Source organism: Schaalia odontolytica (assembly GCF_005696695.1).
Lineage (GTDB): Bacteria > Actinomycetota > Actinomycetes > Actinomycetales > Actinomycetaceae > Pauljensenia > Pauljensenia odontolytica_C.
Map to the genome: position 1 here is coordinate 190,822 of NZ_CP040006.1, position 20,156 is coordinate 210,977.

At 66.6% G+C, this 20,156-nt stretch carries 19 protein-coding genes; 5 read left to right on the forward strand and 14 right to left on the reverse strand.

Features of this window, described 5'->3' with window-relative positions:
• The first annotated feature begins 78 nt into the window (after positions 1 to 78).
• The 4 genes from FBF35_RS00860 to FBF35_RS00875 all read left to right on the forward strand — a co-directional run bounded on the left by FBF35_RS00860 (position 79) and on the right by FBF35_RS00875 (position 4,175).
• Positions 79 to 777, forward strand: a complete 699-nt coding sequence (locus FBF35_RS00860) for a trimeric intracellular cation channel family protein (protein WP_060566174.1) — start codon at positions 79 to 81, stop codon at positions 775 to 777.
• A 9-nt stretch (positions 778 to 786) separates the two neighbouring features.
• On the forward strand, positions 787 to 2,289 hold the full coding sequence (locus FBF35_RS00865) for an amino acid permease (RefSeq protein ID WP_082632836.1): 1,503 nt from the start codon (positions 787 to 789) through the stop codon (positions 2,287 to 2,289).
• A gap of 118 nt (positions 2,290 to 2,407) precedes the next feature.
• Positions 2,408 to 3,145, forward strand: coding sequence for an HNH endonuclease family protein (locus FBF35_RS00870; RefSeq protein ID WP_060566176.1), 738 nt, complete (start codon positions 2,408 to 2,410; stop codon positions 3,143 to 3,145).
• Between the two features lie 175 nt (positions 3,146 to 3,320).
• Positions 3,321 to 4,175: a VanZ family protein gene (locus FBF35_RS00875; RefSeq protein WP_060566177.1), complete on the forward strand. Its 855-nt coding sequence runs from the start codon at positions 3,321 to 3,323 to the stop codon at positions 4,173 to 4,175.
• A 4-nt stretch (positions 4,176 to 4,179) separates the two neighbouring features.
• Here the strand turns inward: FBF35_RS00875 and FBF35_RS00880 are convergent, their stop codons facing one another.
• The 13 genes from FBF35_RS00880 to FBF35_RS00940 form a co-directional block, all read right to left on the reverse strand.
• On the reverse strand, positions 4,180 to 4,821 hold the full coding sequence (locus FBF35_RS00880; RefSeq protein ID WP_060566178.1) for a DNA-binding response regulator: 642 nt from the start codon (positions 4,819 to 4,821) through the stop codon (positions 4,180 to 4,182).
• 78 nt (positions 4,822 to 4,899) lie between these two features.
• Positions 4,900 to 6,003 (reverse strand): sensor histidine kinase, encoded by a 1,104-nt coding sequence (locus FBF35_RS00885; RefSeq protein WP_060566179.1) that lies wholly within the window; start codon positions 6,001 to 6,003, stop codon positions 4,900 to 4,902.
• Between the two features lie 9 nt (positions 6,004 to 6,012).
• Positions 6,013 to 6,801 (reverse strand): ABC transporter permease, encoded by a 789-nt coding sequence (locus FBF35_RS00890; RefSeq protein ID WP_060566180.1) that lies wholly within the window; start codon positions 6,799 to 6,801, stop codon positions 6,013 to 6,015.
• A 104-nt stretch (positions 6,802 to 6,905) separates the two neighbouring features.
• Positions 6,906 to 7,628 (reverse strand): ABC transporter ATP-binding protein, encoded by a 723-nt coding sequence (locus FBF35_RS00895; protein WP_060566181.1) that lies wholly within the window; start codon positions 7,626 to 7,628, stop codon positions 6,906 to 6,908.
• Positions 7,629 to 8,073: 445 nt separating this feature from the next.
• A complete protein-coding gene (locus FBF35_RS00900) occupies positions 8,074 to 9,987 on the reverse strand; it encodes a dipeptide ABC transporter ATP-binding protein (protein WP_060566182.1) in 1,914 nt (637 codons plus the stop codon).
• Positions 9,984 to 10,952: an ABC transporter permease gene (locus FBF35_RS00905; protein WP_060566183.1), complete on the reverse strand. Its 969-nt coding sequence runs from the start codon at positions 10,950 to 10,952 to the stop codon at positions 9,984 to 9,986. The genes FBF35_RS00900 and FBF35_RS00905 overlap by 4 nt, the downstream gene beginning before the upstream one ends.
• The gene (locus FBF35_RS00910; protein WP_060566184.1) at positions 10,945 to 11,871 is read right to left on the reverse strand and encodes an ABC transporter permease; all 927 of its coding nucleotides are present in this window, start codon (positions 11,869 to 11,871) and stop codon (positions 10,945 to 10,947) included. Before FBF35_RS00910 ends, FBF35_RS00905 begins: the two co-directional genes overlap by 8 nt.
• Positions 11,872 to 12,176: 305 nt before the next feature.
• Positions 12,177 to 13,775, reverse strand: coding sequence for an ABC transporter substrate-binding protein (locus FBF35_RS00915; protein ID WP_060566185.1), 1,599 nt, complete (start codon positions 13,773 to 13,775; stop codon positions 12,177 to 12,179).
• A gap of 260 nt (positions 13,776 to 14,035) precedes the next feature.
• A complete protein-coding gene (locus tag FBF35_RS00920) occupies positions 14,036 to 14,953 on the reverse strand; it encodes an ABC transporter substrate-binding protein (RefSeq protein ID WP_060566186.1) in 918 nt (305 codons plus the stop codon).
• Positions 14,950 to 15,645, reverse strand: coding sequence for an ABC transporter permease subunit (locus FBF35_RS00925; RefSeq protein WP_060566187.1), 696 nt, complete (start codon positions 15,643 to 15,645; stop codon positions 14,950 to 14,952). The genes FBF35_RS00920 and FBF35_RS00925 overlap by 4 nt, the downstream gene beginning before the upstream one ends.
• A complete protein-coding gene (locus FBF35_RS00930; protein ID WP_060566188.1) occupies positions 15,642 to 16,280 on the reverse strand; it encodes an ABC transporter permease in 639 nt (212 codons plus the stop codon). The genes FBF35_RS00925 and FBF35_RS00930 overlap by 4 nt, the downstream gene beginning before the upstream one ends.
• Positions 16,277 to 17,104 carry an ABC transporter ATP-binding protein gene (locus tag FBF35_RS00935; RefSeq protein ID WP_060566189.1) on the reverse strand — a complete coding sequence of 276 codons (828 nt, stop codon included), beginning with the start codon at positions 17,102 to 17,104 and terminating at the stop codon, positions 16,277 to 16,279. The genes FBF35_RS00930 and FBF35_RS00935 overlap by 4 nt, the downstream gene beginning before the upstream one ends.
• Positions 17,101 to 17,538, reverse strand: coding sequence for a MarR family winged helix-turn-helix transcriptional regulator (locus FBF35_RS00940; RefSeq protein ID WP_060566190.1), 438 nt, complete (start codon positions 17,536 to 17,538; stop codon positions 17,101 to 17,103). Before FBF35_RS00940 ends, FBF35_RS00935 begins: the two co-directional genes overlap by 4 nt.
• A gap of 267 nt (positions 17,539 to 17,805) precedes the next feature.
• Here FBF35_RS00940 and FBF35_RS00945 point away from each other — a divergent pair, with 267 nt between their 5' ends.
• Positions 17,806 to 18,507, forward strand: coding sequence for an ion transporter (locus tag FBF35_RS00945; RefSeq protein WP_060566191.1), 702 nt, complete (start codon positions 17,806 to 17,808; stop codon positions 18,505 to 18,507).
• 259 nt (positions 18,508 to 18,766) lie between these two features.
• Here FBF35_RS00945 and FBF35_RS00950 read toward each other — a convergent pair whose 3' ends face one another.
• Positions 18,767 to 20,140 (reverse strand): uracil-xanthine permease family protein, encoded by a 1,374-nt coding sequence (locus FBF35_RS00950; RefSeq protein ID WP_060566192.1) that lies wholly within the window; start codon positions 20,138 to 20,140, stop codon positions 18,767 to 18,769.
• Positions 20,141 to 20,156: the final 16 nt, after the last annotated feature.

Here is a 20,156-nt window from a genome sequence, read left to right on the forward strand (position 1 = left end):
TGGCCGCGGCTCTCGCTGACAGAACGACAAACCCTGTAGCATATGAACAACGACACTCATCGACTCCTCCGGATCGCCATGCACCTGCTCGACGCGCTGAACAACTCCCTGCCCGAGGTCTTCCGAGCCATTGACCTCATGGGCGTTCTCCTCAACGGCATCCTCGGCGGCAAAGTTGCCCGAGAGCGCAACTTCGACGCCGTTGGCTTCTGCATTCTCGCGATCATGACGGCGCTCGCAGGCGGCATGATCCGTGACCTGCTCCTGACGACGCGCACCGGAGCACCCGTCGCCATCACGGACCCCTACTACCTGGGGTTCGCGATCATCGGCGCTCTCATCGCGATGGCTTTCCGCATGGATTCGCGCGTGTGGTCGGTGCTCCTCGTGATCGCCGACGGCATGGTGCTGGGCTGTTGGAGTGCGACCGGCGCGATCAAGACCCTCGACGCGGGGTTCGCGATCATGCCGGCGATCCTCATGGGCATCATGACGGCGATCGGCGGCGGCATGGTCCGTGACATCTCCGCGGGACTGGTCCCGCGCGTCTTTGGTGGCAACAACCTCTACGCGACCCCCGCGTTTGCGTGCTCGCTGGTCACCGTCGTCTTCTGGTACATGGGCCAGCCGGTCCTGGGCATGGGCGCGTCCATCATCGTGGGCCTCGTGTTCACGGGAATGGCGCATTGGCGCCGCTGGAAGCTCCCCCAGACCCGCGAGTGGACCATCACTCTCACATATTCACAGTTAAAAGCTCTGCGTGGGGGCAAGCGTTAGTATGGCGGTGTGACTCCCAAATCAACACCCGCTTCTTCAGCTCCCGCCGCGGCGTCGCCGACCTCCGGGCGTAAGCGTTTTAAGACATGGCACCTGTCCATGATGGCCCTGGGCCTCGCCATCGGCGCTGGCTTCTTCCTGGGTACGGGTTCCGCGATCCATCAGGCCGGTCCGGCTGTCATCGTGTCCTACGCCCTGGCGGCCATCATCGTCGTGTCGGTCATGCTGGCGCTCGCGGAACTGGCCTCGTCCTTGCCGTCGACGGGATCCTTCTCGTCCTACGCCGAGGCCGGGATCGGTCGGTGGGCCGGGTTCACGATCGGGTGGCTGTATTGGGTCATGCTCATCATGGTGTCGGGCCTGGAGGTGACGGGCGCGGCGACGTTCTTCGTCGGCTGGTTCCCCGCAGTTCCGCAGTGGGTGGTTGCCCTCGTAATTGTCGTTGTTATTGGCGGCATTAACCTGCTGGCGGCCGGGCAGTACGGTGAAATCGAGGCCTGGCTGTCGATGGTGAAGATCGTCGCGATCATCGCCTTCCTGGGCGTGGGCGTGTACCTAGTTGCGCGTACGGCGATCGTCGGTCCCCTGACGGGTCACGAGGGCGTGCTGCAGAACGTGCTGGGGCACAACGGTTTCGCGCCCAACGGGCTGTCGGGTATCGCGGTCGCTCTCCTGGCCGTCATCACGTCCTTCGGTGGCCTGGAGATCGTCACGATCGCCGCCGCCGAGGCCGAGGATCCCCGCGCCGCCATGACCAGCGCGATCCGCTCGGTCGTGACCCGCATCCTCGTGTTCTACGTCGGCTCCGTCATCCTGCTGATCGCGCTGCTGCCCTGGGACGGCGAGGCCATGAAGACGAACGCCTTTGCTGCGATCCTCGAAATGGCGGGCGTCCCCGCGGTTGGGACGCTCATGAACGTCATCATCTTCATGGCGCTGATTTCCGCGTTCTCCGCGAACATCTACGCCTCCTCCCGCATGGCGTACTCGCTGTCCGCGCGCGACATGGGACCGCGCTGGCTGCTGGGTGCCTCGGCCTCCAACAAGGCGCGCGCACGCTCCGTCGTTGAGGCGGCCCTCGAGGACGACGAGGCGCTCCTGGCCACCGAGCTCCAGGGCGACATCGAGGCGGGCCGAACCCCGAAGCGCGCGGTCGGCCTCGTCGTCGTGCTAGCGCTGCTGGCCGTCCTGGGCAACTGGTACCTGCCCGGTTCGATTCTGACGATGCTCATCAACGCGATTGGCATGGTTCTGCTGATCGTGTGGACGTTCATCATCATCTCGCTGATGCGCCTGCACCCCTCGCTGGAGCGCTCGGGCTCTCTCGTCATTCGTATGCCCGGGTGGCCGTGGCTGCCGTGGTTGGTCCTCGCGGGCCTGGGCGGTATCGGTGTCCTCATGCTCATGAGCGACGAGGGCAGGGCTCAGCTGGTCTCCATGGGTGCGCTCACGCTTCTCATCGTGGCGATTTACTTCGTGCGTCAGCTGGTGGGGTCGCGCAAGAGGGCTTAATTATCCACAGGTACTCGCCGCCGGGACGCAGATGCCGGTGGGTGGGTGCATCATGAGGGCACCCCGAGTGGTCGGGGTGCCCTCATTGCGTGGGTGGCGTGAGAGAAAGGAGAGGGAGATGGCGCGCAAGCGACGCAGGAGCATCGGGGATACGGTCCTCCTGCTGGCGATTCTCGCGGCGCTCGTGTGGGCGTTCGCGCCCGGCGTCGGCTGGGATCTGCTGGGCCTGCGCTCGCGCTTGGGGTGGCCGCCGCTGCGCAGCGGGCAGGCGCTGTCCTCTCTGCCGGATAGCGAGGCTGCCCGCCAGCTGCGCGAGCTCACGGTCCGAGAGTCGGTCGACGATCCGGCCGCGCCGTCGTATGACCGCGAGGCCTTCGGACAGCGCTGGGCGGACACCGACCACAATGGCTGCGACACCCGCAACGACATTCTTGCCCGCGACCTGGCGCGCCCCACCTTCAAGCCGGGCACGCGCGATTGCGTCGTCCTGTCGGGCACGCTCGCCGAACCCTATACGGGTGCCACGATTGAGTTCCAGAGGGGGGACAAGACCTCGTCTCTGGTGCAGATCGACCACGTCGTCGCCCTCGCGGACGCGTGGCGCTCGGGCGCCTGGCAGTGGGATGCGCAGCGCCGCCAGGAATTCGCCAACGACCCGGAGAATCTGCTCGCGGTGGATGGCCAGGCGAATGAGGACAAATCGGCCTCGTCCGCGGATCAGTGGCTGCCGCCCAACACAGCGTTCCGCTGCGACTACGTGAAGCGCCAGATCGCCGTCAAGAACGCGTACGGGCTGAGCGTCACCCGGGCTGAGCAGGACGCGCTCGCCGAGCAGCTGTCTATCTGTTCCGGGTGATGGGTGGGGTGCTAGCCCTGCGCCGTGCGCCGTTGTGACGCGCAAATCTGACCAGTAATTTCCAGCTGATTCCCAGGCGTTTTCTCACGATGTGTCCATCTCGTGTGGAACTGAGCGCACGTCCGCAACATTGCCCGATAACGCCGGTAATGTTCCCCTCAAGGGGAGGGGTGACATGTACACGGCAATTAACTGGGCGCTTGATCTGGGCCTTTATGCCGCCGTCTGCGCGATCACGTGCGCGCTGTGGTGGTTGCTCGGGCGCCGAGGTGAAACCAGTGCCACCGCGGGGCGTGCCGAGGCCTCGACCGACTCCGCTCAGAGCGCTGGGCGGGTGAGCCGTGCCCGCCTGACCGTCGTTCAAGCATTGCCCCTCATCTATCGCCGCTCGAAGCAGACGGGTGCGCTCCTGCCTCGCGAGGAGAACCCGGACACCCCGACGACGGCAGAGATTCCCGTGGTCGCGGCCCCCGCCTCGTCGATGTGGAAGTTCCCGCGCGCCCTGCCTCTCGCCTGGATCCTGTATGCGGCAGGCCTGCTGATTTTCACGCTGCTGCCGCTGCCCTCCGACCCGGTGGCCGCGTGCGCCGCGATCATCCACTGGGACAACTACACGCCGTTCGGTTCCTTTGTGGCTGTCGCCGACCAGTTCCGCGACGGCGAGAGCCTGCGCGGCACCCTGTACGCGCTGTCGATCGTGCTGAACATTGCGCTGTTTGTGCCTCTGGGTGCCCTCGCGGAGACCACGTGGCGCATCCGCCGCATGCGCCGTGCCCCCGAGGGTGCGCCCGCCGACGGGTCTCGCCTGGCCCGTTCGATCCCGCACCGCCGAGTCCTGGCGTGGGTGCTGATCGGTTGCGCCATCTCCTGCCTCATCGAGCTAACCCAGTACACGGGCCTGTTCGGCGTCGTGCCCTGCACCTACCGAGTCGTCGACATCGACGACGTCATCATGAACACGCTCGGCGCCTACGCGGGCGTGCGCCTGCTGCCCTTCATGGCGCGCAACTCGCGCTTCATGGGCGCGTAGGTGGTTATAGCCAGCCGGCCGCGCGGGCTAGGGACGCGGCCTCGGCGCGCGTGCGCGCGTCCATCTTCAGCATCGACGACGACACGTGGTTGCGCACCGTCCCCTGGCTGAGTCCCAGAGAGTGAGCGATATCCGCGATGGTGCCGCCGCCCTCGACCTCGCGCAAAACGTCTGCCTCGCGGTCCGTCAGAGGCGAGGAGCCTGCCGACAGCGCCTCGAGGGCCAGGCTCTGGTCGACCGCGCGGCCACCCGCAGCCACCGTGCGCACTCCGTCAGCCAGGGCTTCGACCGGCGCGTCCTTGACCATGAAGCCCGTCGCCCCCGCGTCGAGGGCACGCTGCAGGTATCCCGGGCGCCCGAACGTCGTCACGATGAGCACGCGCACCCCCGGGAAACGGGAACGAATCGCCTGCGTGGCCGTGATGCCGTCCATACGGGGCATCTCGACGTCGATGATGGCAACGTCGACGGGGGCGCTCGCGTGGGCCGGGGCGTCCGCCGATACCAGGCGCGCCAGCTCCTCGAGGGCCTGCGCGCCATCGGCGGCCTGCGCGACAACCTCGATGTCGCACTCCAGGTCCAGCAGCCCCGCCAGGGCACCGCGAATCATCGCCTGGTCGTCGGCCACAAGTACCCGAATCGTCACGTCACCCTCCTGTCTGCCTGCGCTTGGGGTACCAGGCTAGCGCAGGTCGCAGGATCATCTCTCGGGTGTGCCCGCCCTTCAGGACGAGTGGGTGTCGGGTGTGGCCTCGAAGGCCAGTGCGAGCGTCCACGTGGAGCCCGACGCGCCCCAGGTGAGCGTGCCCTCGTCGCCGACAAGCTCGGACAGGCCCGCGAGCCCCGAGCCGGATCCCGCGCTCGACGCGGCGTAGGCAGCCGAGTAGCCGTCGTTGGTGACGGTCACGCCGCCAGGGGAGAGGCGAATGCGAACCCACGACGGGTGCGCGTGCAGGATCGCGTTCGTGACGCCCTCACGAATCACGTGGGCGGCCGCGGCCGAATGTGGACCCGACGGCGGTTCGCCCTCGCTGGCGATGTCGGCGTCGATGCGCGCGACCTCCAGGAGGGCGCGGGCCTCCTCAAGCTCCTCGACGGGGGACAGGGCCCGCGTAGCCGCCACGATACGGCGGACGTCAGCCAAGGCCTCGTTCGACTGCGCGGTGACCGCGCGCAGCTGCTCGCGCGCCTCCTCCACGCGCCCCGCCTCCAGGAGGCGACCCGCCAGCTCGGATACCATCGTGACTCCCGTCAGCGAGTGTCCCAGGATATCGTGCAGATCCGTGCTCAGGCGCGCCCGTTCGGCGGCCTTCGCGCGCTGAATCGCGTCCTGGCGGCGCAGGCGTTCACGGGTCGAGCGCTCCATGCCCCAGCGGGCCATACCGACGAAGCCGATGAGGAGGGCCAGGTACCAGATCATCCACAGTGGCTCTCCCTCTGTGTAGGCGGCCACGCCCGCGATGGCGACGATCGGCACGACGCCCGCGACAATGTATCTGCTTGGCGCCTGGAAGATCCAAGCGACCAACAGATACGACGTCAGCATGAACGCGTACGGGAAACCGACGGCGGTCGCGTAGACGAGGTAGATGGCCGTCGCTGCGGCCAGCGCCGCGTGGGAGAGGATGAACGGCCTCGTGAAGGAGTTGCGCGCGGGCAGAGGATTGGCCAGCCACGCCGCCGAGTTAGCCGCCGCGAGGAGGGCGCACAGCCCGATGATGCCCACGCGCTGGGCCGTGTCCGTCAACTCCAGGGCGTAGGCCAGGGGGAAGCCCATGAACAGCATCCACGGGGCCGCCCACGCCAGGGAGATCAAGCGCTCCTTCATGGCAACAGCCTATCGACCCGTGTCGTGGGACGCGCCCCACCAGGCGATGCCGGCCGTGATGACCGCCCACCCGGCGATGTTGAGCCACGCGGCGGTCGGCATCGTCACGGTTCCGGCGACGGCGTAGATCGCCTGGACGGCGCCGTACAGAGGCGTGAAGGGCGCGATCTGTGCGACGAAGGGCGGCAGCTGGTCCAGCGGGATGAACATGCCGGACACGAACGCGCCCATCAGCATGACGAATGCGGAGGCGCTGTAGGCGTTCTCACCCTTGATCGTGTATCCGCAGGCCAGGCCAATGAGCGCACCCAGGGCCGACAGGGCGACGACGACCGCGGCGCTGGCCGCCCACGCACCCGGGGTCATCTGCGCGCCCGTGGCCAGGCCAAAGCTGAACGTGATGAGCGTGATGAACGCGCTCAGCGCCACGAGGGCCGTGAGACGCACGAGGAGAATGACCCACGGCTGGATGGGGGTCAGCGCGTACATGCGCGAGATGCCGGTCGTGCGCTCGACGGACAGCGTCGCGCCGAGCGAGCCTCCGACCAGGATGACGCCGTACGTGGTCATCATCGCGATCATCGCGGCAGCCAGGTTCCCGCGCCCGGTCTGGGTTGCGCGCGCGACATCGGTCATGCCGAACATCGCGTACATGAACATGGGGAGTAGCAGGGCAAACGCCATGTTCCACGGGTTGAGGATGTGGGAGCGGAACGTCGAGAGCCACAGCTTGCCCGCTCCGGTGAAGGGGGAGGGAATCGGTCGGTCGGTGGGACGCGTGGGTGCCTGGGTGGTCATGATGCCTTCTTCGTGTGTCGTGTCTGCGTTCGTGGGGCGGGGGCCTCGGCGTCGGCCTCGGGACGAGGCCGGGGCTGGCTCATCGGGACGGGCGTTGGTTGCGCTCACTCGGTGTCGGCGTGGGAGGTGATGCGCTCGAAGACGTCTTCGAGGTCCTCGTTGTCGGCGACGACCTGCTCGGTGGGAGCGTCCAGGAGGACCTTGCCGGCATCGATGATGACGATGCGGTCGGCGTCCTTGCGAGCTTCGGTCAGGTAGTGCGTGGCGAAGAGGAGCGTGCGGCCCTCCGCGGCCTCGGCGCGCATCGTCTCCCAGAAGGCGCGGCGGGCGAGAGCGTCCATGCCGGCGGTCGGCTCGTCGAGGATCAGGAAGTCCGGGTTGCCGGCCAGTGCGAGGGCGAGGCGCACGCGCTGGCGCTCGCCGCCGGACAGCTTGTCGAGGGGGCGCTTGGCCAGCTTGGTGAGGTTCGTGCGTTCGAGGAGCTCGTCGGTGGGGATCGGGTTGGCGTGCATTGCGGCGACCAGGTCAATCGTGTTGCGGACCTTCCCGTCGCGCGGCATCGATCCGGTCTGAAGCATCGCGCTCACGAGGGAGCGGCGCACGGCCTCGCGCGGGCTCATGCCGTAGACGCTGATGTCGCCCTGGGTGGGGGTGGCCAGGCCGAGGACGATGTCCAGGAAAGTGCTCTTGCCCGCGCCGTTGACGCCAAGGAGCGCCACGATCTCGCCGGGCATGAGGGTCAGGTTCACGCCGCGCAGCGCGTCGACGTGGCCGAAAGACTGGTGAATGTTCGTCGCCTGGAGGGCGGGCGTTGCTTCTGCGTTCATGGCTCCCAGTCTGCGCCCGTATTAATGGTGCCGGAAGTGCCCTTTGATGCAGGTGGTGCCATGACAAATGTCAGGGGTGGCCTCTTCCAAAAGTCGCACGTAATTTAATGCGGTCACTTTTTGAGATAGCCTGCAAACGTTGCAATTCCAATGATGGTAATTCAGCCTGTGAAGCAGTCGTCGGGGAATTACGTGCGACATTGCTTAGGAGGGCCTGGCTGCGGTGCCCGTGGGCGGTGGCGGGGCATGGCCGGGCTTCGAGACGACGCGCCGAGCCGAAGGCTCGCGGGCGGGCCGCCGCCCACGGGCACACCAAGCAGCTCGGCCCGCCAGGGCACACAAGCGCCCGGAACACCCGTGGGGCTCCAAGCAACCCGCCAGCACACAGCGAGGGGCCCGAAGCGCCGCAGCGCCTCGGGCCCCCACACTCGCGTGTGTCAGTTGCTCACAGGTTGAGCTGGATGTTGCGGCCGGGGACGGCCTCGATCAGCTCGCGCGTGTAGTCCTGGACCGGGTTGTTGAACAGCTCGTCCGTCGAGTTGGCCTCGACGAGCTTGCCCTTCTCCATGACGATCACGTCGTCGGCGATCTGGCGGACAACGGCCAGGTCGTGCGTGATGAACAGGTAGGACAGGCCCAGCTGCGCCTGCAGGTCGTTGAGCAGGTACAGGATCTGGTTCTGCACCAGCACGTCGAGCGCGGACACGGCCTCGTCCAGGACGATAACCTCCGGGTTAAGCGCGAGGGCGCGGGCCACGGCCACGCGCTGGCGCTGGCCGCCGGAGAGCTCGTTCGGGTAGCGGCGCATGGCGCTACGCGGCAGGGCCACCATGTCGAGCAGCTCGGAAGCGCGCGCGATGCGCAGCTTCTTCGGGTTGAACTCGCGCTTCTCGGCGGCGGTCAGCGAACGCTTCGTGTCGGCGGCCTCGACGAGGACGCGCATCCACTCCTCGGGGTCGCGGCCCGTGGCCTCGGCGCGCTTGATTTCGGCGCGAGCGTACTCCAGGGTGCCGTAGCCGTGGATCTTCAGGGGCTCCTCGATCAGTCGGTAGATCGAGAACATGGGATCCAGCGAGCCGTAGGGGTTCTGGAACACGGCCTGGAGGCGGCGGCGCAGGCGGAAGAGTTCCGCCTCGCTCATCTGCGAGGTGTCCTCACCGTCGAAGTAGACCTTGCCCTTGGTGGGCTTGAGGAGCTGCAGCACCATGTTCGCGGCGGTGGACTTGCCGGAGCCGGACTCACCGACGACCGCGAGGGTCGTGCCGCGGCGCAGTTCGAAGGACACGTCGTCGACGGCCAGGAAGGTGTCCTGGCCCTTCTTGGCGCCGCGGATGTCGAATTCCTTGGTGAGGTGCTCGGCGCGAATAATGGCGTCCGTGGAGGTCGCACCCTTGCCGGCGCCGACGAGCTCTTCCTCGGTGACCGAGATGCCCTGCTTGTGAGCGGACTCGATGCGCGCGGAGGCCAGGGAGGGCGCGGCGGACACGAGGCGCTTCGTGTAGGGGTGCTGGGGGTGCTGGAGGATCTCCAGGGCGGGGCCGGATTCGACGATGCGGCCGCGGTGCATGACGACGAGCTGCTCGGCGCGCTCGGCGGCCAGGCCGAGGTCGTGCGTAATGAACAGCACGGCGGTGCCCATCTCGGAGGTGAGCTTGCCGAGGTGGTCGAGGATGCGGCGCTGGACGGTGACGTCGAGGGCGGAGGTCGGCTCGTCGGCGATCAGCAGCTTGGGGTGCGCGGCCATGCCGATGGCGATGAGGGCGCGCTGGCGCATGCCGCCGGAGAACTCGTGCGGGTACTGCTTGGCGCGGCGTTCGGCGTCGGGCAGGCCGGCCTCCTCGAGGAGGGCGGTGACGCGCTGGCCGACCTCGGAGCGGGGCACGACGTTGTTCGCGATGAGGGCTTCCTTGACCTGCGTGCCCACGCGGAGCACGGGGTTGAGGTTACTCATCGGGTCCTGGGGGACGAGGCCGATGCCGGATCCGCGCAGCTCCACCCACTGCTTGGTGGACAGGTGGGTGATGTCGCGGCCGTCGAACTCGATCTTTCCGCCCGCGACCTTGCCGGTGCCGGGCAGCAGGCCGATGACGGCGGCGGCGGTCGTGGACTTACCGGAGCCGGACTCGCCGACGATTGCGACGGTCTGGCCGGGGTAGATGGTCAGGTTCGCGCCGCGCACGGCGGGGACGACGCCGGTCGAGGAGGTGAAGGTGACCTCCAGGTCCGTGATCTTGAGCAGGGGCTGCGCGTCGTCCGGGTGGACGTTGGACGAGGCCGGGGCCGCGCTGGGGGCGACGGCTCGTTCGACGACCTCTTCCATCTCCTTCTCGGAGAGCTGGGGGGTGTTCGTTTCGCTCACTTGCGTGCCTTCGGGTCGAGGGCTTCGCGCACGGCGTCGCCCATCATGATGAAGCTGAGGACGGTCAGGGCCAGGGCCGAGGCCGGGTAGAACAGGACCATCGGGTTGGTGCGCAGGGACGTCTGGGCGGCCGAGATGTCAGCGCCCCAGGAGACGACCGAGGTCGGCAGGCCGATGCCCATGAAGGACAGGGAGGCCTCGGACACGATGAAGGTGCCCAGTGCGACGGTTGCGTACACGATGATGGGGGCCATCGAGTTCGGGATGATGTGGCTCATGAGGATGCGTGCGCGGGATGCGCCGGTCGCGCGGGCCGCAGTGACGAACTCTTCGTTCTTGGCGCTTAGGACCGAACCGCGGGTGATGCGCGCGATGGAGGTCCAGCCGAACATGGACAGCACGATGACGACCATGAGGATGGAGCGCGAGCCCTTGAACATCTGCATGAACACGATGGCGGCGAGGAGCAGTGGGATCGCGAAGAACACGTCGGTGATGCGCGAGAGCAGCGCGTCGAACCAGCCGCCGAAGTAGCCGGCGAGGGCACCGACGGTGCCGCCGATCAGGACGACCGCGATGGTCGTGAGGATGCCGACGGACACGGATGCGCGGGCGCCGTAGACGACGCGGGCGTAGATGTCGCAGCCCTGCTTGTCGAAGCCGAAGGGGTGGCCGGCGGTGGGTCCTGCCAGGGAGGAGGACAGTTCGCAGAACTTCGGGTCGGTCGAGGTGAACAGCGACGGGAAGAGTGCGAGGAGCGCGGCGACCAGGATGATGAACGCGGCGATCCAGAAGGTCGGGCGGCGGCGCAGGCGCTTCCAGGCCTCGCCCCACATGGACGAGGGGGCACCCTCGTCAGCGACCGCGTCGACGGCACCGAGGCCGGTCTCGTCGATGTCGGAGACGTAGTGGTCCTGGCCCGCGCGGGTGCGGGTGATGTTGGCGGAAGGAATCTGGTCACTCATAGCGGATCCTCGGGTCGAGCACGGCGTACAGGAGGTCGACGATCAGGTTCGCGATGATGTAGACCAGCACGAGCACTGTTGTCACTGACACAACGGTCTGGGGTTCGCCCTTGATGATGGCGCTCCACAGGGTGCCGCCGACGCCGTGGATGTTGAAGATGCCCTCGGTGATGATCGCGCCACCCATGAGGGCGCCGAGGTCGCCGCCGATGAACGTGGCGACGGGGATGAGGGAGTTACGCAGGATGTGGCGCGTCATGACGATGCCGCCGGAGAGGCCCTTGGCGCGTGCGGTGCGCACGTAGTCCGCAGAGACGTTCTCAGAGACGGACTGGCGGGTCAGGCGGATGACATATGCCAAGGAGACGCCGCCGAGCACCATGGCTGGCATGGTGAGGCTGCGTAGGTCGACGGAGGCCGAGGCCGTGGTCGGCAGGATTGCCAGCTGCACGCCCAGGACGTACTGGAGGACGAAGCCCAGGACGAAGGTGGGGACAGAGATCAGCAGCAGGGAGACAACGAGGATGGTGGAGTCGAACCACTTGCCGCGGCGCATGCCCGCGACGACGCCAAGGCTAATACCGAGGACGGTTTCGATGGCGAGGGCGTAGAGGGCGAGCTTCGCGGTCGTCGGGAAGGCGGTCGCCATGATAGACGTAACCTTCTGGCCGTTGAACGCGGTGCCAAAGTCGAGGGTGAAGACTCCCTTGAGGTACAGCAGGTACTGCATCCAGAAGGGCTTGTCCAGGTTGTACTGGGCGCGGATCTGCGCGGCGGCGGCCTCGGAGAGACCGCGGTCGCCACCGAGTGCGGCGACGGGGTCACCTGGCATCAGGTAGACCATCGCGAAGATCAGAAAGGTGGCTCCGAAGAAGACCGGGATGGTCTGGAGGAGTCGCCGTCCGATGTAGCGGAGCATGGACAATCCTTTAGTGTTCGTGTCGTGGGAGGGGAGGTTCCGATCCCTGGCGGAGCCTCGCGGACGAGGCCGACTATGGTCCCATCATAGGGTAAAGAATGGGCAAATGGCGCATCGGTCTCTCAATTTGTCTGCCGTATCAACTCCGTGATGCTGTTTTGAGATGAAAGTGTGTCCCGCGTCAATGCGGGTGGGTAGTGCGTTGCTGAGCTGCGTTGATGTGTGTGTGGGGCTGTCGACAAGAGATGCGCGAGGGGCGGGCGGCTTTCGCCGCCCGCCCCTGAAGCGAGGTTAACCTCGTGCGATCACTTCTTGGTGATCTGGTACATCACGGGCTGACCCTTCCAGTCGAACTTGACGTTGTCGACGTTCTTGGACCATGCGCCGTTGACGTTGGTGTACCACAGGGGCACAGCCGGCATGTCGCGCAGCAGGATGGTCTGGGCCTGCTCGAGGATCTTCGCGGCCTCGGCAGCGCTGGTGGCGGAGGACGCCTGGGTCACCAGGGAATCGAACTCGCTGTTGGAGTACTTACCCTTGTTGGCGTCGGCACCGGTGGCGTACTGGGGCTGCAGGAAGTTGTACAGCGCCGGGTAGTCGCCCTGCCAGCCGTTACGGAACGCGCCGGTCATCTCACCCTTGTCCTCTGCGTCGAGCAGGGACTTGAAGTCGGCGAAGGGGTTGCCTTCGGCGGCGATGCCCAGGGTGTTCTTGATGGAGTTAGTGGTCGCGTCGACCCATTCCTTGTGGCCACCGTCAGAGTTGTAGGCGATGGTGAAGGTGCCGTCCCACGGGGAGATGGCGTCGGCCTTTGCCCACAGTTCCTTGGCCTTCTCGGGGTTGTAGGTCAGGACCTCGTTGCCGGAGAGGTTGGCGTCGTAGCCCTCGAGCGTCGGGGCGGTGAAGTCCTTGGAGGGGGTGCGGGTGCCGTTGAAGATGGTCTTCACGATGGTGTCACGGTCGATGGCCATGGAGATGGCCTGGCGACGCAGCTGGCCTTCCTCACCGGAGAAGTGGGGCAGGTACTGCGGGATCGTGAAGTACTGGGCGCCAGCGTAGGGCTGGTTGACGGTGCGGCCGGAGAGCTCGGACTCGTAGGTGGCGAACACGGAGGCCGGCACGCCATCAAGGACGTCCAGGGAGTCGGAGGACATGTCCTGGTAGGCGGCGTCGAGGCTCGAGTAGAAGACGAAGGTCACGCCCTCGTTCTGGGCCTTGGTGTCGCCCACGTAGTTCTCGTTGGGGACGGCGGTGAACTTGACGTTGTGCTCCCACGCGTCGGCCGAGGCCATCTTGTAGGGGCCGTTGCCAACGGGCGCCTGGCCGCCGGCCTCGGGGTTCTCCAGGGTCGAGTCCGGGAGCGGCGCGTAGGCGACGTAGCCCAGGCGGGACATGAAGTCCGAAGTGGGGTTCTTCAGCTTTGCGGTGAAGGTGTAGTCGTCGACCTCGGTCAGGCCGGTGATCTCGCCGTTACCCTCGTCGTCGGTGCCCTCGAAGATGCTGAAGAAGGCAGCCTGCTGCTGCTGCTTCGAGGTGATCAGGTTCCAGGCCTTGATGAAGTTGTGGGCCTGGACGGGGGTTCCGTCGGAGAACTTGCGGTCATTGTGGAGCTTGATGGTCCACTCGGATGCGTCCTCGTTGGGCTCGATGGACTCGGCGACGTCGAGGACGGCCTTGCCGTCAACGTCGTAGCGGACGAGCTGGCTGAACAGGACGGTCAGGATCTTGCCGCCGCCGTTCTCGTTGGTCAGGCCCGGCAGGAGCGGGTTCTGGGGCTCGGAGCCGTTCACGGTGACGACCTTGTCGGCGGAGCCGGACGAGGACGTGGAGCCGCCGCCGGCGCAGGCGGTCAGAGCGAGCGCAGCAGCCGCGGGGATGACGAGCCATGCCTTCTTCAGGTTCATGGATTCTTCCTCCTGGTTGATGGGTGGAACTGGGGGCGGTGCCCTCAGGTATGGTCCGAGAGTAACCCCTGAGGCCTGGAAGATACGAAAGATGTCCATCATGTGCGCATTACATTTTGGTTACAAACGTAAAAAGAAGGTCAAATAATGGTGTGAGTCACATAAAAGTGGGTCTGTTGTGACCAACTATTCATGCGACGAGGCCGGGGCTGAGCGTGCGCACACACCCGGCCTCGGCCTCGTCGAGTAAAGGGGAGGGATTAGGAGAGCAAACCCTCGGAAATGAGCCACTCGTGAGCGATCTGAGAGGCGGACTTCTGCTCCACCGTCGACGCCCGATTCATCTCCACAAGGTCCTGAGCGTCCAGCGCCGCGCTCACTCGGTTGATGACCGTGGTTGCGTCGTCGTTCACCCGCGACGAGGCCAGGGGTACCACGTGCGAGGCCAGGAACAGGCCCTTCGGGTCATCCAGGACCTTCAGCGTCCCGTCGGCCAGCGCCGGGTCCGAGGAGTAGATGTTCGCCAGCTGGATGTCGCCGTCCTTCAGTGCCTTGACGGTCAGGGGGCCGCCCGAATCCTCGATCGGGGTGAAGTTGACGGTCACGCCGTAGGTCTGCGACAGCCCCGTTGGGCCATAGGGGCGCGTCTGCAGCTCCGAGTTGCCGCCGAGGGTGAGCGTGCCCGCGCCCGCGAGGTCGCCGATGGAGGTCAGCGAGTGCTCGGACGCGAAGTCGGCCGTCACCACGTAGGAGTCCTGGTCGGTAGCCGGCGCCTGGTCGAGGGCTCGCAATCCCATCGGGAGGGCGGTCTGTAGCGCCGCGTAAACCTCGTCAGAGGTGTGGGCACTCGCGTTCTGATCGAGATATTGCAGCAAGTTGCCCGTGTACTCGGGGAACACGTCGATCGCGCCGGCCTCGATCTCGGGCATGTAGACCTCGCGCTGGCCGATCCGCAGCTGTCGGTCGACCGTGAAGCCTGCCCCTTCGAGGGCCTGTGCGTAGGCCTCCGCGATGATCTCGTTGGAGTAGTAGTCCTGCGACCCCACAACGAGCGTCGTCGAGCCATTCTCCGAACTCCCGGTGCTCGCGTTGCCGCCGACCGACTCTGCCGAGCCGCAGGCGGCCAGGGCCAGGGCGGAAGCCGCGACGGCAGCCATTGTGATCATCGTGCGTTTCATAGTGTCTCCTTGAGTGAGTTGTTCTCATCGTCTGCAAAAGAGTGGGTGCGGGCGCGTAGGCGCCGGGCGATGTACGCCAGGAGCGCATCGGTTGCCAGCGCGAGGGAGACGACGATGATCGCGCCGCCGATCATCTCCGCGTAGTCGCGGGTCTTCAGGCCCTCGTAGAGGAAGCGGCCGAGGCCGTAGTTCGCCGTGTAGGCCGCCAGCGTTGTCGTCGCAATCACCTGGAGGGTCGCCGAGCGTATGCCCGCCGCGACGAGGCCGGCCGCGTGCGGGGCCTCGACCTGTGCCAGAACCTGGGGCTCGGTGAGCCCGATCGCACGCGCCGCATCCACGGTCGCGCGCGGCGTCGAGGCGATGCCCGAGTATGTCGCCGACAGGAGCGGCGGGATCGCCAGGATCAAGAGCGCCAGAGTCGGTGCCGCCAGGCCGATGCCCAGCCACAGGCCCGCCAGCGTCAGCACGCCGAGCGTCGGAACCGCGCGGGCCGCGCCCGTCGCACTCACCAGCCACCGGCCCCTGCCCGTGTGTCCGATCCACGTGCCCAGCGGCAGAGCGATGAGCGCTGCGAGCGCCACGATCAGGAGGGTGAGGCCCAAGTGTTCGGCGGCCCTCACGAGGATCCCGGACGCGCCCAGCCAGTGGGCGGGGACTGCCAACCATTTCAGGGCGTCAAGGAGAATGTTCATGCCCGCCCCCTCCTCGTCCACGGGGTGAGCGCCCAGCCGATTCCCTGGATCAGCGCATCGATGACGAGCGCAAGGAGGACTGTTGCGACCAAGCCGGCCACGACCTCGGCGATGAGTCCGCGCTGGAAACCGTCAGTGAATAGCGTTCCCAGCGAGCGCACCCCGATAAACGCGCCCACCGTCACGAGTGACACCGTCGATGTGGCGACCACGCGCGTGCCCGCGACGATGACGGGCGTCGCCAGGGGAAGCTCCACCTCGACGAAGCGGCGAAAGAGGGGGTAGCCGCACGCGTTTGCGGCCTGCAGGGTCGCGCGCGGGATCGCGCGGAAGCCCTCCGCGGCCTGGCGCACCAGCACCGCCACACCGTACAGCGTCAGGACGATGATCATGTTGATGGGAGAGCGCAGTGCCACCCCGACGATCACCGGAATGACAATCAGGAGAGGCAGCGACGGCACTGCGTACAGCGCCGACAAGGCCGACAGGACCCAGCCGCCGCGGCGCGAAAACGCCGCCCAGCGCGCGATCGGCACGGAAATCAGCGCCGACAGCGCGATCGCTGGGAGGGCGATCCACAGGTGAGCAAGAGTCAGGGAGCCAATGAGCCCCCAGTTCGAGGACAGCCAGGTCACGGACGCTCCCCGGCCTCGTCGGTCGTCAGTGTGCCCACGGGCGTGCCGGCGTCGTCGACGACCAGGCCGCCCGGCCCGGCGACGCGCACCGGGCGTGCCGCGCGCGAGGCGCCCACGAACTCCGCGACGAAGGGCGAGGCGGGAGAGGAGAGTAGCTCGGTGGGCGTGCCCACCTGCTCGATGTGGCCGCCCGTCGAGAGGACGGCGACCTGGTCGCCCAACGTGAATGCCTCGTCCACGTCGTGCGTCACGAAGAGGATCGTCGTGCCCAGGGCCCGCTGAATCTCCTTCAGCTCGCGCTGCAGCTCCGCGCGCACGATCGGATCCAGCGCGCCAAAGGGTTCGTCCATCAGCAGGATGTCCGCGCGATTGGCCAGCGCCCGGGCCACGCCCACGCGCTGACGCTGGCCGCCCGACAGCTGGGCGGGGTAGCGATCTGCCATCTCGCGATCCAGGCCCACCAGCTCGAGGAGCTCGAGCGCGCGCTCGCGGGAGGCCTGCTTCGTGGCGCCCTCCAGGCGCGGGACGGTCGCGACGTTGTCTGCGATGCTTCGGTGGGGGAAGAGGCCGCCCTCCTGCAGGACGTAGCCGATCGAGCGGCGCAGGCGCACGGGGTCCTCGCCTGCGACGTCCTGGTCTCGTACGAATACCCTGCCCGAGGTCGGGGTGACCATCGCGTTCACCATTCGCATGAGGGTCGTCTTGCCGCAGCCCGAGGTGCCGAGGAAGACGGTCGTCGAGCCCTGCTCGACGGTGAGGGAGAAGTCCTCGACGGCGCGTGTGCCGCCCGGGTAGGTCTTGGAGACGTGGTCGAAGCGAATCATGCGCGCTCCTTGGCTGCCTCGGCGATGAGCGCGAGGCTGCGCGTCAGTTCCTCGCGCTGGGCTGCGGAGAGTGGGGCGAAGAGGCGCTCCTGCTCCTTCTCGACGATCATGCAGGCCTCGTCTAGGTGCGCCAGGCCCTGATCCGTCACTGTCAGGATGGTCGCGCGCCGGTCATGCTTGCACGGGGTGCGGTGCAGTAGTCCGTCGCGGTGCAGGCGATCCACGAGGCGAGAGGCCGCTCCCAGGGTGATGCCCTGGCTTGCCGCGACCTCCTGAATGCGGCACGCGGGGGTGTCGCGAACCGTGCGCAGGACGAGGAAGCGGCCGAGCGTTAGCGCGTTGTCTGCCTCGGAAAGGGCGGATTCGACCGCGTTCCACGCGCCCATTTCCGTGTGAATCAGCGCTGTGAATAGCGAGGGTGCACATGTTGCCATGTCCGCTACCTTACACGTAAATAATTAACACGTATGGTTTTCGTCGGCGGACATTTGTGCTCCGGCGGATGACAAATGTGCACGTCTGAGTCGTGAGTGTCAGCGGGAATCTGGCTGTGCGCCGGTCTTGCCAAAGCCGCTCAAGCCCAGTGCTACAGTGCGTTGTGGAGGCGAGAGGCGTGATCGTGTTCTCGCTTCGAGCCTCGGCGGATGCGCGGCTGCGCGCATAGCGGAGCGGCACGTGCGTCTCGAGGAAGGACGATGCGGATGCGGGAACGGCTCTACTCCCTGCTCAATGGCGATGGGAGAGCGGCAATGTGGTACGGGCGCGTCATGACCGCGCTCATTGTTGCCAGCCTCCTTCCCCTGTGCTTCAAGGGGTCCAGCCCCGTCCTCGAGTCGATTGAATACGTGTGCGTCCTCGTGTTCATCGCCGACTACCTGGCACGGTGGGCGACGGCGGATCTGAAGGTCGGCAAGGGCGGGTTGTCCTTCCTGATCTATCCCTTCACCCCCATGGCGATTATCGACCTGCTGTCGATCCTGCCTGTCTTCAACGCCCTCAACGACGCGCTGCGCACGCTGCGAGTTCTGCGCCTGTTCCGCGCGCTGCGGGCCTTCAAGCTCATCCGCTACTCGAAGAGCACCTCCGCCATCGCCGCCGTGTTTGAGAAACAGAGGGAGGCGCTGCTCGCTGTTCTTTGCCTGGCCATCGGCTACATCCTCGTCAGCGCCCTCGCCATCTTTAACGTCGAGCCGGAAACCTTCAATACCTTCTTCGATGCCGTGTACTGGGCGGTCGTCTCCCTGACGACCGTCGGCTACGGGGATCTCTACCCCTCCTCCGACGTGGGGCGCACGATCGCAATGATCTCCTCGCTCATGGGCGTCGCCGTCGTCGCCCTGCCCTCGGGCATCATCACGGCGGGCATGCTCGACGAGCTGCGCGGCGGCGGCATCAGCGACTGATGCGCAGGGACTTTTGTGGCCGCGTGCATCCGTGCTGCCTGCGCCCTCCTCTAAAAACTCGCACGTAATTCTCATCCGGTCACTTTGTAGGTGAGCCTACAAGCGTTGGAATTCCGGGCATTGCGCTGACGGTGTTCGTGGCGCGCTCGGGGAATTACGTGCGGAATTCAGAGAGATAGACGAGGCCGGGGCCCAACCCACCCCTCACCCTGCGGTGAGCGAGTGGCCGAGCCCCGGCCTCGTCTATGAATGCGTCAGATCAGGCGTCAGCCTGCGGCGCGGAGGAGCGGTGGCGCTTCGAGTACGCCTCGCCCTCCAGCTCCGAACCCGACGGCGCGGACGCGGGCGTCGCCGCCTCCAGGTTCGTGCCGCGCAGCTTCGAGATCAGGCGCATGCCGTGGTAGATCAGCAGAGCGGCAGCCGTGCCCAGCGCGATGCCGCCGAAGGTCATGTCGCCCACGACCCACGTGAAGTTCGCGATCGCGACGATCAGGGCGACCGCGGCGGTGTTCAGGTTCACCGGGTTGGAGAAGTCCACGCGGTTCTGCACCCAGATGCGAACGCCCAGCATTCCGATCATGCCGTACAGGACCGTGCCCGCGCCGCCGAGCACGCCCGGGGGAATCGTCGCGATGAGGGCACCGAACTTCGGCAGCATCGACAGGACCAGAGCAACGCCAGCAGCGATGATGTACGCCGCCGTCGAGTACACGCGGGTTGCAGCCATGACGCCGATGTTCTCGGCGTAGGTGGTCGTACCCGAACCGCCGCCGCTGCCGGCCAGCATCGTGGAGAGGCCGTCCGCGACGAGCGCGCGGCCCGTCAGATCGTCCATGTTCTCGCCCGTCATCGCGGACACCGACTTCACGTGGCCGACGTTCTCGGCGACCAGGATGAACACAACCGGCAGGAACAGGCCGAGGGTCGAGAAGGAGAATGCGGGGGTGTGGAATTCGGGGAAGCCGATCCAAGCGGCGTTGCTCACCTTGGAGAAGTCGACCTCGCCCTGGATGATCGCGGCCACGTAGCCGATCAGCACGCCGATGAGGATCGAGAGGCGACCGAGGATGCCCTTGAAGAGGACGGTCACGAGGCAGATCGACACGATCGTCACGACGGCCGTGATCGGCCCTCGCTTGACCCAGTCCCACGCGGGGGGCGCCAGGTTCAGGCCGATGAGCGCCACGATCGCGCCCGTCACCACGGGCGGCATGACAGCGTCAATCCAACGCACGCCCGCGAAGTGGACGATCAGGCCGACGAGCGCCAGCGTCGCGCCGACCGCAATGATGCCGCCGAGCGCGTAGGAGGGGCCCATGGAGGAGCTGACTGCCTGGATCGGCGCGATCAGCGCGAACGAGGAACCCAGGTACGAGGGCAGGCGACCCGCCGTAATCAGGAAGAACAGCAGGGTGCCGATCGCGGTGAAAAAAAGCGTTGTTGACGGGGGGAAACCCGTCAACAACGGAACAAGGAACGTGGCGCCAAACATCGCGACCACGTGCTGAGCACCAATACCAGCGGTGCGCGGCCACGAGAGTCGTTCACTCGGAAGGACGACGTCGCCGGGATTAATGGACGTGCCGTTACCGTGAAGCTTCCAACGGAACAGCGGGGTCTTCGTTTCGCTCATAAGCGTACAAATCCGA

Excerpts from the sequence above, each read along its gene's own strand:
- FBF35_RS00860 (WP_060566174.1), top strand. The coding sequence starts at position 79 with ATGCACCTGCTCGACGCGCTGAACAACTCCCTGCCCGAGGTCTTCCGA.
- FBF35_RS00870 (WP_060566176.1), top strand. The coding sequence starts at position 2,408 with ATGGCGCGCAAGCGACGCAGGAGCATCGGGGATACGGTCCTCCTGCTG.
- FBF35_RS00875 (WP_060566177.1), top strand. The coding sequence starts at position 3,321 with ATGTACACGGCAATTAACTGGGCGCTTGATCTGGGCCTTTATGCCGCC.
- FBF35_RS00885 (WP_060566179.1), bottom strand. The coding sequence starts at position 6,003 with ATGAAGGAGCGCTTGATCTCCCTGGCGTGGGCGGCCCCGTGGATGCTG.
- FBF35_RS00890 (WP_060566180.1), bottom strand. The coding sequence starts at position 6,801 with ATGACCACCCAGGCACCCACGCGTCCCACCGACCGACCGATTCCCTCC.
- FBF35_RS00895 (WP_060566181.1), bottom strand. The coding sequence starts at position 7,628 with ATGAACGCAGAAGCAACGCCCGCCCTCCAGGCGACGAACATTCACCAG.
- FBF35_RS00905 (WP_060566183.1), bottom strand. The coding sequence starts at position 10,952 with ATGAGTGACCAGATTCCTTCCGCCAACATCACCCGCACCCGCGCGGGC.
- FBF35_RS00910 (WP_060566184.1), bottom strand. The coding sequence starts at position 11,871 with ATGCTCCGCTACATCGGACGGCGACTCCTCCAGACCATCCCGGTCTTC.
- FBF35_RS00915 (WP_060566185.1), bottom strand. The coding sequence starts at position 13,775 with ATGAACCTGAAGAAGGCATGGCTCGTCATCCCCGCGGCTGCTGCGCTC.
- FBF35_RS00920 (WP_060566186.1), bottom strand. The coding sequence starts at position 14,953 with ATGAAACGCACGATGATCACAATGGCTGCCGTCGCGGCTTCCGCCCTG.
- FBF35_RS00925 (WP_060566187.1), bottom strand. The coding sequence starts at position 15,645 with ATGAACATTCTCCTTGACGCCCTGAAATGGTTGGCAGTCCCCGCCCAC.
- FBF35_RS00935 (WP_060566189.1), bottom strand. The coding sequence starts at position 17,104 with ATGATTCGCTTCGACCACGTCTCCAAGACCTACCCGGGCGGCACACGC.
- FBF35_RS00940 (WP_060566190.1), bottom strand. The coding sequence starts at position 17,538 with ATGGCAACATGTGCACCCTCGCTATTCACAGCGCTGATTCACACGGAA.
- FBF35_RS00945 (WP_060566191.1), top strand. The coding sequence starts at position 17,806 with ATGCGGGAACGGCTCTACTCCCTGCTCAATGGCGATGGGAGAGCGGCA.
- FBF35_RS00950 (WP_060566192.1), bottom strand. The coding sequence starts at position 20,140 with ATGAGCGAAACGAAGACCCCGCTGTTCCGTTGGAAGCTTCACGGTAAC.